13 protein-coding genes are annotated in these 12,428 nt (G+C 58.4%); all 13 read left to right on the top strand.

Features of this window, described 5'->3' with window-relative positions; translation table 11 throughout:
• Nucleotides 1-26 precede the first annotated feature (26 nt).
• The 13 genes from OCEPR_RS10930 to OCEPR_RS10905 are packed head-to-tail and all read left to right on the top strand — an operon-like array spanning nt 27 to nt 12,407.
• Entirely contained in the window at nt 27-926 is a 900-nt protein-coding gene (locus OCEPR_RS10930; protein ID WP_013458789.1) for a type I phosphomannose isomerase catalytic subunit, read from the top strand.
• A 48-nt stretch (nt 927-974) separates the two neighbouring features.
• Complete coding sequence (gene pseB / locus OCEPR_RS10925; RefSeq protein ID WP_013458788.1) at nt 975-1,952, top strand: UDP-N-acetylglucosamine 4,6-dehydratase (inverting); 978 nt, start codon at nt 975-977, stop codon at nt 1,950-1,952.
• On the top strand, nt 1,945-3,087 hold the full coding sequence (gene pseC / locus OCEPR_RS10920; protein WP_013458787.1) for a UDP-4-amino-4,6-dideoxy-N-acetyl-beta-L-altrosamine transaminase: 1,143 nt from the start codon (nt 1,945-1,947) through the stop codon (nt 3,085-3,087). The genes pseB and pseC overlap by 8 nt, the downstream gene beginning before the upstream one ends.
• Entirely contained in the window at nt 3,084-3,836 is a 753-nt protein-coding gene (locus OCEPR_RS12640) for a cytidylyltransferase domain-containing protein (RefSeq protein WP_013458786.1), read from the top strand. The genes pseC and OCEPR_RS12640 overlap by 4 nt, the downstream gene beginning before the upstream one ends.
• A complete protein-coding gene (gene pseG / locus OCEPR_RS12635; RefSeq protein WP_083804337.1) occupies nt 3,833-4,861 on the top strand; it encodes a UDP-2,4-diacetamido-2,4,6-trideoxy-beta-L-altropyranose hydrolase in 1,029 nt (342 codons plus the stop codon). The genes OCEPR_RS12640 and pseG overlap by 4 nt, the downstream gene beginning before the upstream one ends.
• Nucleotides 4,858-5,409: a UDP-4-amino-4,6-dideoxy-N-acetyl-beta-L-altrosamine N-acetyltransferase gene (pseH, locus tag OCEPR_RS12630; protein ID WP_148229296.1), complete on the top strand. Its 552-nt coding sequence runs from the start codon at nt 4,858-4,860 to the stop codon at nt 5,407-5,409. The genes pseG and pseH overlap by 4 nt, the downstream gene beginning before the upstream one ends.
• A gap of 2 nt (nt 5,410-5,411) precedes the next feature.
• A complete protein-coding gene (locus tag OCEPR_RS12625) occupies nt 5,412-5,816 on the top strand; it encodes a MaoC family dehydratase (RefSeq protein ID WP_083804332.1) in 405 nt (134 codons plus the stop codon).
• A 20-nt stretch (nt 5,817-5,836) separates the two neighbouring features.
• Nucleotides 5,837-6,874 (top strand): pseudaminic acid synthase, encoded by a 1,038-nt coding sequence (gene pseI / locus OCEPR_RS10915; RefSeq protein WP_222829118.1) that lies wholly within the window; start codon nt 5,837-5,839, stop codon nt 6,872-6,874.
• Nucleotides 6,875-6,908: 34 nt separating this feature from the next.
• A complete protein-coding gene (locus tag OCEPR_RS12895) occupies nt 6,909-7,961 on the top strand; it encodes a polysialyltransferase family glycosyltransferase (RefSeq protein ID WP_013458784.1) in 1,053 nt (350 codons plus the stop codon).
• Nucleotides 7,962-8,004: 43 nt separating this feature from the next.
• Nucleotides 8,005-8,718, top strand: coding sequence for a WecB/TagA/CpsF family glycosyltransferase (locus tag OCEPR_RS12620; protein ID WP_245544460.1), 714 nt, complete (start codon nt 8,005-8,007; stop codon nt 8,716-8,718).
• Between the two features lie 2 nt (nt 8,719-8,720).
• Nucleotides 8,721-10,025, top strand: coding sequence for an O-antigen ligase family protein (locus OCEPR_RS12615; RefSeq protein ID WP_013458782.1), 1,305 nt, complete (start codon nt 8,721-8,723; stop codon nt 10,023-10,025).
• Complete coding sequence (gene wbaP / locus OCEPR_RS10910; RefSeq protein ID WP_013458781.1) at nt 9,991-11,442, top strand: undecaprenyl-phosphate galactose phosphotransferase WbaP; 1,452 nt, start codon at nt 9,991-9,993, stop codon at nt 11,440-11,442. The genes OCEPR_RS12615 and wbaP overlap by 35 nt, the downstream gene beginning before the upstream one ends.
• Nucleotides 11,443-11,465: 23 nt before the next feature.
• Nucleotides 11,466-12,407, top strand: coding sequence for an NAD-dependent epimerase/dehydratase family protein (locus OCEPR_RS10905; protein ID WP_013458780.1), 942 nt, complete (start codon nt 11,466-11,468; stop codon nt 12,405-12,407).
• Nucleotides 12,408-12,428 lie beyond the last annotated feature (21 nt).

The following is a 12,428-nucleotide window of genomic DNA, read 5'->3' as shown; positions in this document are numbered from 1 at the left end:
TCGGCGTTCCGAAGTAATCTGGAGGGGTGAGCGCGAAGATCCCCGACGTCATCGAGCTCGAGCCCCAGTTCAAGCCGCGCGTCTGGGGCGGGCGGCGCCTGGCCGAGTGGTTCGGGCTCGCCACCGACGAGCCCATCGGCGAGGCCTGGATGGTCGCAGGCGAAAACCGCATCGCCTCGGGCCCCTACGCCGGGCGGGTGCTCGCCGAAGTGCTGCCCGAGCTGGGCGAGGCCTTCCTGGGGCGGGCGGTGGTGGAGCGGCACGGCTACCGGCTGCCGCTGATGGTCAAGTTCCTGGACACCGCCCAGTGGCTCAGCGTGCAGGTGCACCCCGACGACGCCTACGCCCGCGCCCACGAGGCGGAAAGCGGCTGGCTGGGCAAGGCCGAGGCCTGGGTGGTGCTCGAGGCCGAGCCGGGCGCCCAGGTGATCTACGGCGTGAAGCGGCCGGTGACCCGCGCGGAGCTGCGCGCCGCGGCGCTGGACGGCTCGATCCTCGAGCTGCTCAACTTCGTGCCGGTCCAGAAGGGCGACGTGATCTACGTGCCCCCGGGCACGATCCATGCCCTGGGCCCGGGCCTTCTGGTCTACGAGGTCTCCCAGCGCTCCGACCTGACCTACCGGCTCTACGACTACGGCCGGGGGCGGGAGCTGCATTTGGAGAAGGCGCTGGACGTAGCCAGGCTGGAACCCATGGAAGCGCCGCATCGCAAACTATCGCCGGGAAAACTACTGGACGAATCAGAGTTCGAACTCGTGGCCGTCTTAGGGACCTTCCGCGGGCCCAAGAGCGCGTGCTTTCTCGAACAGGTGCTAGAGCTGCCTGCCCGTGGTCGGGTATTGGCTGCGGGAAAGGCGAGTGGAGCAGTCCAGAGCCTGCGTTTGTGTGCTTTTCCGAAATGTACGAATCACGTTCCTGTGTCATGATACGAAGGCAAGAGGGCGCCTGAGCGGCACCGAGATGGAGGAATCAGCGTGAACCACTTGGACGGGAAGACGGTACTGGTCACCGGAGGAACGGGCTCGTTCGGAAAGAAGTTTATCCAAACGATTCTTAGCGAAACCAAGGTCAAGAAGGTCATCGTCTTCAGCCGCGATGAGTTCAAGCAGTACCAGTTCCAGCAGCAGTACCCCAACGAGCCTCGTCTGCGTTTCTTCATTGGCGATGTGCGCGACCTGGCGCGGCTGCACCGCGCCCTCGACGGCGTGGACGTCGTCGTTCACGCGGCTGCGCTCAAGCAGGTGCCCGCTGCCGAATACAACCCTTTCGAAGCGGTCAAGACCAACATCATGGGCGCCCAGAACATTATCGAGGCGGCCATCGATCGGGGGGTCGAGCGCGTAGTGGCGCTGAGCACGGACAAGGCCTCGAGCCCCATCAACCTGTATGGCGCCACTAAGCTCGTGAGCGATAAGCTCTTCGTGGCGGGCAACGCCTATGCCGGGGGCAAGAAAACCCGCTTCGCGGTCGTTCGCTACGGTAACGTGGTGGGAAGCCGCGGCAGCGTGGTGCAGCTTTTCAAGCAGCTTGCGGACACGGGCGTCCTGCCGATCACCGACAAGCGCATGACCCGTTTCTGGATCACCCTGGAGCAAGGCGTGCGCTTCGTCATCGACAGCCTCGCGCGCATGCACGGCGGCGAGATCTTCGTTCCCAAGATCCCTAGCATGCGCGTCGTGGACCTCGCGAAAGCGATCGCACCTAACGCCCGGCTCGAAGTAGTGGGCATCCGGCCAGGAGAGAAGCTGCACGAAGAACTGATCAGTGTCCACGACGCCCGCCGTACCGTGGACATGAACACCCACTACGTGATCCAACCCGAGATGGACTGGTGGCCCAGGGAAAATCTCAGCGACGGCCAGCCGGTGCCCGAAGACTTCTCCTACGTCAGCGATACGAACACCGAGTGGCTGACCGTGGAGCAGCTTTGGGAGCTGATCAAGGATGTCTGAGTTCGTCCCCTACGGACGACAGTGGATCGACGAAGACGACATCCAGAGCGTGGTCGAGGTGTTGCGTAGCGACTTCCTCACCACGGGTCCAATGGTGCGCCGCTTCGAGGAGGCGCTTGAGCGCTACACGGGCTCCCGTCACGCCGTTGCGCTCAACTCCGGCACTTCAGCATTGCACGCCGCGTATTTCGCTGCCGGGTTGCGTCCGGGTGACGAGATCGTCACCACTCCACTCACCTTCGCCGCTACCGCTAACGCGGCGCTCTATCTGGGCGCGCAGGTTCGGTTCGTGGATGTGGAGCCCGACACCGGGAACCTGGATCCAGCAGCCCTGCCCCAGGCCGTGGGCGAGCGTACTCGCCTGATCGTCCCGGTAGATTACACCGGGCATCCCGCCGATTACGACGCCATCACGAGGGTTGCGCGCACGCACGGCCTGCGCGTGGTCGCCGATGCGGCCCACTCGCTAGGTGCGTACTACAAGGGTCGTCCGGTGGGCACACTGGCCGACGCGACCGAGCTGAGCTTCCACCCCGTGAAGCCCGTGACCACGGCCGAGGGGGGCGCAGTCCTGACCGATGACCCCGTCTTGGCCGAGCGGGCGGCCACTTTCCGGAGCCATGGCATCGTGCGTGATCCCGCGCGCATGCAACAGGCAGAGGGACCCTGGTACTACGAGGTGCAGCAGCTGGGTTACAACTACCGTCTCACCGACGTACAATCGGCGTTGGGCCTTAGCCAGCTGCGCAAACTCGACGCCTTCATCGCCCGTCGCCGCGCGATCGCCGAACGCTACTTCGAGAATCTGCGCGACCTCCCACAGCTGCAGCTCCCTGCAGTACGCCCCGACGTCAAACCGGGGTGGCATCTGTTCGTCGTGCGCGTTGTCGAGCCAAAGCGGAGGCGGGCGTTCTTCGAGCGATTGCGCGATCTGGGCTTGGGTGTGCAGGTCCACTACATCCCGGTCCACTGGCACCCGATTTACCAGGAACTAGGGTTCAAGCGCGGACAGTTCCCGCGAGCGGAAGACTACTACGCCCGCGCGGTTTCGTTGCCCATCTTTCCAAAGATGTCCGACGCCGACGTGGATTCGGTCATCGAGCGCGTTCGGCGGGCGGTACGCGAGGTGCTATGAGCGATTCGAAGCCGCGGGTGGTGGCCATCGTACAGGCGAGGATGGGATCGACCAGGCTGCCGGGAAAGGTGATGCTGCCTCTGGCCGGAAGGCCGATGATCCACCACGTGGTGGAGCGGCTGGGGCGCGTTCCGGAAATCGACGAGGTGATCGTCGCCACCTCGACCCTCGAGCGGGAGCGGCCGCTGGTGGAGTACTTGGAGGGGATCGGTATCCCCGTCTTTCGCGGGTCCGAGCAGGACGTCCTCGAGCGTTACTATATTGCCGCACAGAACTACAACGCAGACATCGTAGTACGTATCACAGCAGATTGTCCCCTGTTATCGCCTGCGATAACCTCAAGAACAATCAGAGTATTCTTACGCGAATACCCCAAATACGAATATGCAAGCAATGCCCGTATACGCTCTTTCCCCAGAGGTACCGATACCGAAGTGTTTTCGTTTTCGGTTCTTAAGAAGGCGCATATTGAAGCCGCTAGGCCATATGAGCGCGAACATGTGACACCGTATATTTGGATGAACCCAGAGCAATTCGCAATAAAGGATATAATATCTCCAGTAGATTTACAATCCTTACGTCTTACTGTTGATGAAAAAGAAGACTATTTACTAGCTCGCGCAGTATACGACTCCCTATATCCTGATGATCCGTATTTCGATATCGGTGAGATACTTCAATTATTTTTGCTGAACCCAGACATGATAAAAATAAACCAGAATATTGATCAAAAGGAGATTGGTCAATGAGGCTCGTATTGCGTGCTGACGCTTCACATTTGCGCGGTACAGGTCATGTAATGCGCTCTCTTGCGTTTGCTCAAGCCTGGATGGCACGTGGTGGCACAGCCACCTTTGTGCTGGCCGAAACAACGGACAGCATTACTCGGCGGTTGGAGTTAGAAGGAATTGATGCGGTTACGATCGACGCGCCACCGGCTAGTTATAAAGATGCCTATGCAACGCTAGGAGTCGCGAAAGATGTTGGCGCTGAATGGATAATGGTAGATGGTTACCATTTCCAGGAAGAGTATTTTTGCACATTATCGCATTCAGGTCTAAAAGTGGTGGTAATTGATGATCATAATGATAGAAGATATAAGTGTACCTCTATATTGCTGAATTATAATATCTATGCTAGTGAGATAAAGTATACACCTATACGTAGCGGTGTAATGCTTCTAGGGCCCAAATATACACCACTTAGGCGCGAATATTGGCGCTGGAGAGGATGGTCTAGAGCAATCGAGCCAGTAGCGAGAAGGGTGCTGGTTACGTTTGGAGGCTCCGATCCGCATAATATGACACAAAAGGCGCTAGAGTCGATGTTGGAACTAGACTTCCCGACATCTATTGCCGTAGTGCTCGGGCCAAACTATCAATATGAAGCATCAATACAGAATATTGTCGAAAAGTTGCGCGCTCAAGTTATTCGCAATACCACTGACTTTCCAAAACTGATATCGTGGGCTGACATTGGTATTTCTGCATCGGGTACAACTACATTCGAATTGATGTTCATGGGGTTGCCAAGCGTGATCTTGCCAATAGCAGAAAATCAAGTGCAAGCTGCTAGAATATACAAGCAACAAAGTATATTTGAGGTTCTTGAATATGCCGGAGGCCTGTCCTACAATGAACTGTCGAATCGTGTAATTTCGCTTATGAAGTCTACAGACCAACGAAGAGCAATGTCATTGCGAATGAGGAAATATGTAGACGGGCTAGGAGCCTTTCGTGTAATCGATGCTATGGACAAGTGGAGGAGCGTATGACGGTTCGCTTAAGGCCGGTACAACAACAAGATAGCGAGTTGCTTAGGGCGTGGCGAAACCAACCAGAGGTTTCAAAATATATGTATTCTGACCACTATATTTCCAAGCAAGAGCACGATGCTTGGTTTCAGCGGGCAATAAGTGACCCATCTAGGCGAATGTGGATAATCCTGTTTTCTGAGGTACCAGTTGGCCTCGCAAGCATGTATGGAATTTCTGAGGCTCACCGCCATGCAGAATGGGCATTTTATTTAGCTGATCCAGGTGTAAGAGGGAAAGGTGTTGGGGGATTCGTCGAGTACTACATTCTGAAGCACGCTTTCGAGGAGCTTAATTTACATAAACTGAGCTGCGAAGTTTTGTCTACCAACCAGCCGGTTATTAACATGCACATAAAATATGGGTTCAAGATTGAAGGCGTATTTCGTGAGCACATACGCAAAGGCGATAATTATATCGATGTAGTGAGGCTCGCGATATTGGAGCAAGAGTGGCGAGAAATAGAACGCGAAATCCAAGAAAAGTTGCGGAAGCGGGGTATGCTGTAAACATGCTAAAGATTGGGGACGTTGCTTCTCGCACAGCTGTCGCTACTGAGGAAGTAGTGGCGACATTTGCCAGAATATCAGGAGATCTAAACCCTGTTCACTTAGACGAGTCCTATGCAAAGGATACCATATTCGGCTCGAGGATAGCGCACGGTTTATGGACGGCTTCACTAATTTCCGCGGTTATTGGTATGGAACTACCAGGACCGGGCAGTATCTACCTCAGTCAAAACATGAAGTTCTTGTCCCCTGTGTACATTGGAGATAGTGTTACTGCTATCGTTAGAGTGACTGCAATAAGAGATGACAAGCCAATCGTTACTCTTGAGACGCTATGTGTAAACCAAGATAAAAAGCACGTTCTTGAGGGTGAGGCTGTTGTCTTATTTCCCGAGTTGCGCCGATAGAGACAAGTGGGGTGCTTGGTGTGAGTAAGCTTGACTTGGAGATAGTTGCACAGCGCACCTATGTTATTGCTGAACTTTCAGCAAACCACAACCGCGATTTCGACGCCGCAATCGAGCTCGTGCACGCCGCCAGAGATGCGGGGGCCGACGCCGTCAAGGTTCAGACCTACACGCCCGACACCATCACGCTCAAATCCGACCGCGGCCCGTTCCGGATCGCTGGGGGGACCTTGTGGGACGGCAAGGTGTTGTGGGATTTGTATAAAGAAGCTTACATGCCCTGGGAGTGGCAACCAAGGCTCAAGGAAGAGGCAGAGCGTTTGGGTTTGCACTTTTTCTCGACCCCATTCGATTTCACCGCGGTGGACTTTCTAGAGGAGTTGGAAGTTCCTGCCTACAAGATCGCCTCGTTCGAGCTCATCGATCTGCCGCTCATCCGCAGGGTTGCCCGTACCGGCAAGCCGCTCATTCTTTCCACGGGGATGGCCACGGTCTCGGAGATCGAAGAAGCGGTTTCTGCGGCCCGCGAGGCCGGGGCGGAACAGATCGCACTTCTGCGCACCAACAGCGCCTATCCGGCACCGCCTGACGAGATGGACCTGCGCACCATTCCGCATATGGCCGAGATGTTCGGTGTCCCTGTGGGCCTGTCGGACCACACCCTGGGCATCGCGGTTCCTGTGGCCGCCGTGGCCATGGGCGCCGCACTGATCGAAAAGCACCTTACCCTGTCGCGCTCCGTGCCCGGCCCGGACAGCGCGTTCTCGCTCGAGCCCCAAGAATTCAAGGAATTGGTCCAGGCCGTACGTATTGCGGAAAGGGCCCTGGGGGGTGTTCGCTACGGACCCACCCCAAAAGAACGGGCCAGCCGGGTGTTCCGTCGCTCGTTGTTCGTCGTGAAAGATGTACGGGCGGGTGAGCCGCTAACCCCCGAAAACGTTCGTAGTATTCGACCTGCTCATGGCCTGCACCCCCGCCACTACGAGGAGATCCTGGGCCGAAGGGCCAAGGTGGACATTGAAGCCGGAACCCCGCTCGGGTGGGACTTGATCGAGTGAGTAACCGTGCCGTCAACGACACAGGGAGCGCCTTTTGAGTCGCGCCAAGTCGCTCGCACTCTTCGTCGCGCAAACCCCCTTCCAGCTTTTCGTAGTACACGAGCTAGCTGCCCGCCCCAACTACGCGGACCATGAAAAAGTCCTCCTCACTGATGTCATGAGCGCCGAGTGCGGACTTAATGTCGGCATATGGGACGAGCTTGTGCATCTCGAACCCCCACTGGCCGCACGAGATCTTCTAAAGCGCTTCCAGGACGCGCACCGCGTAGTCCGCAGCCTCTTAAAGGGCCGCTACAAGCGTGAACCCACGCTTCTAGTAGCGAACCTCGAGCATCCATTGAGTAACGCTTCTTATGCACATCTGCGGCGTTATCCAGGATTCCAGCTGCACGTCTATCCCGAAGGGCTGGCCAACCTCGTACCCACGCGTTGGACTACGAAGCGCGTCATTTACCAAGCCGGAAAGTGGGTGCTGACGCGGCTGGTTGGTGCTCCATTCATCGCTGTTGGCTCAGACCTGACAGGCTCTCGCTTTGCTGAGAGGATCTACACTTATGCGCCGCAGCTGCTGCCGGCTCCCTTTCGTGACCGCGCCGTCGCCCTGTCTCGCACTGCGGAGCTTTCCCCGGTTGAGCCGGGCGTACTGGTCCTGGGCCAAGACCTCGACCGCTTCTTGCCGAACGAGCGGGCCGAACACGAGCTGGGTTCACTCCTGCTGTTCGCCCGCGAGCACTTTGCGGGGCGCAGGCTGTACAAGCCACACCACCACGAAGCACCCTGGGGCTGGAAACTTGCTCGTAGCCTGGGTTTTGAAATCGTAGAAAGCCCATGCCCGGTAGAACTATGGTTACGTTCGCAGCCCGTTTCGCACCTCGTTTCCTTTGGCAGCTCGGCCCTCGTTCATGCCCGGCTGATGTATGGGGATCGTATTGAGGCGCTGGCGTTCAAACCGGACGTTTTACAAGCCGTTCCAGGTACTTCCCCTGCGAGAATGAAGGAGATAATGACCGTGTTCGAGCGGGTGGGTGTGCGCGTTGTCGAGGGGATACCCGGGGGCATCAGCTACAATGAAGCGCCTGGGGGTTGAGGTGGACACGAGTCGACGCAAGATCGATCTCCTAGGGGTGTACGTGGATGCCATCACCCAGGACGAACTCTTTGATTACGTCTCCGAAGTCATCCGGCGGTCGGAAAAAGCCATCGTAGCCAACCACAATCTGCACAGCATCTACCTTTATCACAAGCGTCCCCGTATGCGCGAGTTCTATGCCCGTGCTGGACTGGTCCATATCGACGGCATGCCGATCGTGTACTGGGGGCGACTGCGCGGTTTACCCTTGAAGCTAGAACACCGTCTCGCGTACATCGATTTCGTGCCCCCGCTCCTGTCGCTTGCGGCAACAAAAGGTTGGCGGGTTTACTACTTAGGTGGAAAGCCCGGTGTGGCGGAGCGTGCAGCTGACGGGTTCAGAGGGCGCTTTCCGGATTTGATCATTCGAACCCATGACGGTTACTTCGACAACGACTCCGATGTGATCGCAGATATTCGAGCGTTCGGGCCCGACCTGCTGTTCGTAGGTATGGGCATGCCTCGCCAAGAGGAATGGATCGTTGACAACCTCGGTAGACTCCAGGCGCACGTGATCATGAATTGTGGAGCAGCATTCGACTACTTTGCCGGTGAAAAACCCACCCCGCCCCGATGGCTATCGGGCATGGGGCTTGAATGGGCCTTCAGGCTGTTGACCGAGCCAAGGCGTCTTGCGCGAAGGTATCTAGTCGAGCCGTGGCTGATGCTTCCTATTTTCCTTCGTGATCTGCGTTCGCGTAGGCGGGGAGGCTGAGCGTGCGAACGCACGTTTCTTCGCTGCTATGGCTGGCTGGGCTCCTTGCCCCGCTTTGGTGGTTGCTCGGATGGATTCAGTTCGTTTGGTTTCCTCTGATCGTGTTGGTGCTTCTCTTGCACTTTGCACGAGGGGGCAAGGTCCGATTTTCTCTCGAGGCAAAGGCTCTGCTAGTTTTTTTGATGGTGCAAATCATAGCGGTAGGCTCCATACAAGAAAACTATCGTTACGTCACGTTTGCAAAATCGTTCTGGGGCTACCTCACCATGCTGCTGTTGTTCCTATACGCTTCCGGCTACCCAAACCCTCGCCGCCTGATGGCCGTTGTTCTCAAGAGTTTGATCGTCGTAGTACTCGCATCGGTACTCGTTTCAACGGTAACCCAGCTTATTTGGTCGCTGGACGGTAGGATATTGCGGTTCGACACACCGTTCATCGGTTTCGTACCACCCTGGATACAGGCCACCGCCTTGGGGCAGGCTGTCTTTTCTCCTTCTGCAGGGCGTGTCGATTGGTTCATGGGCGTCCCCTACCTGCGCCACACCGCCATGAACCTATTTGCTACGACTTATTCGATGGCGCTAGCCGCAGCCCTGCCGCTATTACTCTGGGTAGCCCGTTCGGGCAAACTTGGTTTCGGCAGGATGTGGCAAAGAATGGCTTTAGCGGCTTTTATTGGCGGTGCGGTAGCGCTTTTGCTCACGACGGGCCGCATGTCCATGCTGGGATTGTCGTTAGGTGCCGTATGGTTCGGTCTCGTACGTTGGCCAAGGTTACGCCTGGTGCTTACCGTGGCGCTCGGAACCCTCATAACCGTAGTGGCCCTGACCGGTCCGGAGTACGCAGGCGGCTTGTTGTACGCACGGGGCGAGGGGTCGGTCGTTACCCGCTATCTGATCTATGCGCAAACGTGGCTCCACTTTCTCGAGAGACCTGTTTTCGGATGGGGCGCCGAGCTGGACGTTGCGGGCATTGGCTACCCGCTTGGATCCCACAGCCAGTACCTTTCCATATTGTTTCGCTACGGCCTCGTGGGAATGGCGGTATGGGTGACGTGGATGATGGCAATTTGGGCTCGGATCCAGCGGGTCACGTCTCGGGAGGCGCGTTCATACCTGGGCTGGTCAATGATCGCCGTATTCGTGAACGGATTAACCGATGTATGGGATCTGGATCTCTTTACGCTCTACGTGCTGTCGCTCGTTTTCGTCGCGGTCCTACTGGCCGCTCGGTCTAGAATGGACAAAGGCACGTTACGTCCGCCGGGGTCAAATGAAACGGTTAGCGCAGGAACTCGAGGGAATTAACTATCTGAGGCTGGCAAAGCGAGCCGCGGTGACACCAGGCGCCGTTACCGCCGTATACATGACGGCGGATGTGTTGGCCATCGCGTTGTCCATAGCCGCTGCGGTTCTCGCGCGGGGCAGCCTTGGTGGCCTGGATATCGCGCTTTATCTTCCACTATGGCCGGTAGTGTGGCTCTTCGTCATGGTTTATACGATCGTGGGATTGTACCCCGGCATAGGGCAGGCGCCCGCGGAAGAGCTTAGGCGCCTGACGCTGGCGAGTACGTTGGTGTATTTGGTGCTTGGTGTAGGCACGTTTTTGTTCAAAGAGGGCGAGGCTTACTCCCGCGCCGTCTTCTTGGGCGCTTGGGCGTTAACGATTTTGTTCGTGCCGCTCAGCCGCGCCCTCGTTCGTAATCTGTTTGCTCGGCGTTCATGGTGGGGAAAGCCCGTTGTGGTGCTAGGGGCTGGCGATACGGGAAAAATGGTCGTCAGGGCTCTGAACCGCAACCCTGGTTTGGGGCTCAAGCCAATCGCGGCTTTGGACGATGATCCCGGTAAGCGTTCGGCCATCGACGACGTTCCAGTGCTTGGTGGCGTGGACTTGGCCCCGCTTCTTGCTCGGGAGCTCAAGGTGCGTCACGCCATCGTGGCCATGCCCGGTGTCGAGCGAAAGAAGCTGCTAAACATCCTCGAAGGCTATGCGGGCGTCTTCCCCCATCTGGTTCTTATTCCAGATCTTTTTGGCTTTTCAAGCCTGTGGGTTTCGGCGCAAGATTTGGGGGGCGTGCTGGGCCTGGAGATCCGACAGCGGCTTTTGCTTACTGGCCCAAGGCTTACCAAGCGCATGGTTGATCTTGTCTTAACATTGGTTGGCGGCCTTCTTGTTCTCCCCCTGATTGTACTTATCGCGATCCTGATCAAGCTCGATTCCCGGGGGCCCGTATTTTACTTTCAGGACCGCCTAGGGAAAGACGGCCGGGTTTTCAAAGCCGTGAAGTTCCGATCAATGTACGGTGATGGCGAGACTCGCTTGGCCAGGCTTCTTGAAGAAAACCCCCACCTCAAAGAGGAGTACGAGATATACCACAAGCTTCGTGATGATCCAAGAGTCACGCGCATAGGCAGGATTCTGCGCAAGCTGAGCCTGGACGAGCTGCCGCAGCTTTGGAATGTCCTGAGGGGCGAAATGAGCCTCGTGGGCCCGCGGGCCTATCTCCCCCGTGAACTGCCCAAAATGAACGGATCGGAGCGAATCATCCTCAAGGTTTTACCAGGCATCACCGGGCTCTGGCAGGTGAGTGGGCGCAGCGAAATCCCCTTTCCTCAGCGCCTGGAAATCGACGCCTACTACGTACGTAACTGGTCGGTTTGGCTGGACCTCTATATCCTTGCCAGAACCGTTTGGGTCGTTTTGTTTAGCAGGGGCGCATACTGATGCCGACTGGTAGCCTTTCCGATATGAAAGTCATGGTCACCGGCGGTGCGGGCTTCATCGGCAGCCACATCGTGGACGCCCTGCGGGAAAAGGGCGCGGAGGTGGCGGTGCTGGACGACTTCTCCTCGGGTAGGCGGGAGAACCTGCCGGAGGGGGTGCGGGTCTACGAGGTGGACGTGCGCGACCTGCCGGGGGTGCAGGCGGCCTTCGCGGACTTCGCCCCCACCCACGTCAGCCACCAGGCGGCGCAGATCTCGGTGGCCGCCTCGGTGAAGGACCCTTTGTTCGACGCGAGCGTGAACGTGCTGGGCGGCCTGAACGTGCTCGAGGCCGCCCGCCGGGTCGGCGTGCGGCACGTCGTCTTCGCTTCCACCGGCGGCGCCATCTACGGCGAGGTGCCCGAGGGAAAGCGCGCGGACGAGTCGTGGCCCGCCCGCCCCGCCAGCCCCTACGCGGCCGCCAAGGCGGCGTTCGAGCACTACCTGGAGGTCTACCGCGCCCAGTTCGGCCTGCGCTACGCCGCACTGCGCTACGGCAACGTCTACGGACCGCGCCAGGACCCCCACGGCGAGGCCGGCGTGGTGGCCATCTTCGCCCGGCGCCTGCTCGCCGGGGAGCCCGTGCGGGTCTACGCGCGCAGGGAGAAGGGCGACGACGGCGGCGTGCGCGACTACGTCTACGTCGGGGACGTGGTGGCGGCGAACCTGCTGGCGCTCGAGCAGGGCCTGGAGGGGGTCTACAACGTGGCCGCGGGCGCGGGGCGTTCCACCCGCGAGGTGCTGAGCGCCGTGGCCCGGGCGCTGGAGGCCGAGCCCGAGGTCGAGTGGGCGGAGGTGCGCCCCGGCGACCTGGAGCGCAGCGTGCTCGAGCCCGCGCGCCTGCGCGCTTTGGGCTGGGAGCCGGCGACCCCCTTCGACCAGGGCATCCGGCGCACCGTGGAGTGGTTCAAGGAAAACGATTTCTAACCCGCTGCCGTTGTATCTTGG

This window comes from Oceanithermus profundus DSM 14977, from assembly GCF_000183745.1.
In the GTDB taxonomy this organism is placed as follows: domain Bacteria; phylum Deinococcota; class Deinococci; order Deinococcales; family Marinithermaceae; genus Oceanithermus; species Oceanithermus profundus.
This window is presented reverse-complemented; position numbering and strand designations above follow the sequence as displayed.

Excerpts from the sequence above, each read along its gene's own strand:
- OCEPR_RS12625 (WP_083804332.1), top strand. The coding sequence starts at position 5,412 with ATGCTAAAGATTGGGGACGTTGCTTCTCGCACAGCTGTCGCTACTGAG.
- OCEPR_RS12640 (WP_013458786.1), top strand. The coding sequence starts at position 3,084 with ATGAGCGATTCGAAGCCGCGGGTGGTGGCCATCGTACAGGCGAGGATG.
- pseG (WP_083804337.1), top strand. The coding sequence starts at position 3,833 with ATGAGGCTCGTATTGCGTGCTGACGCTTCACATTTGCGCGGTACAGGT.
- pseH (WP_148229296.1), top strand. The coding sequence starts at position 4,858 with ATGACGGTTCGCTTAAGGCCGGTACAACAACAAGATAGCGAGTTGCTT.
- OCEPR_RS10905 (WP_013458780.1), top strand. The coding sequence starts at position 11,466 with ATGAAAGTCATGGTCACCGGCGGTGCGGGCTTCATCGGCAGCCACATC.
- wbaP (WP_013458781.1), top strand. The coding sequence starts at position 9,991 with ATGAAACGGTTAGCGCAGGAACTCGAGGGAATTAACTATCTGAGGCTG.
- pseC (WP_013458787.1), top strand. The coding sequence starts at position 1,945 with ATGTCTGAGTTCGTCCCCTACGGACGACAGTGGATCGACGAAGACGAC.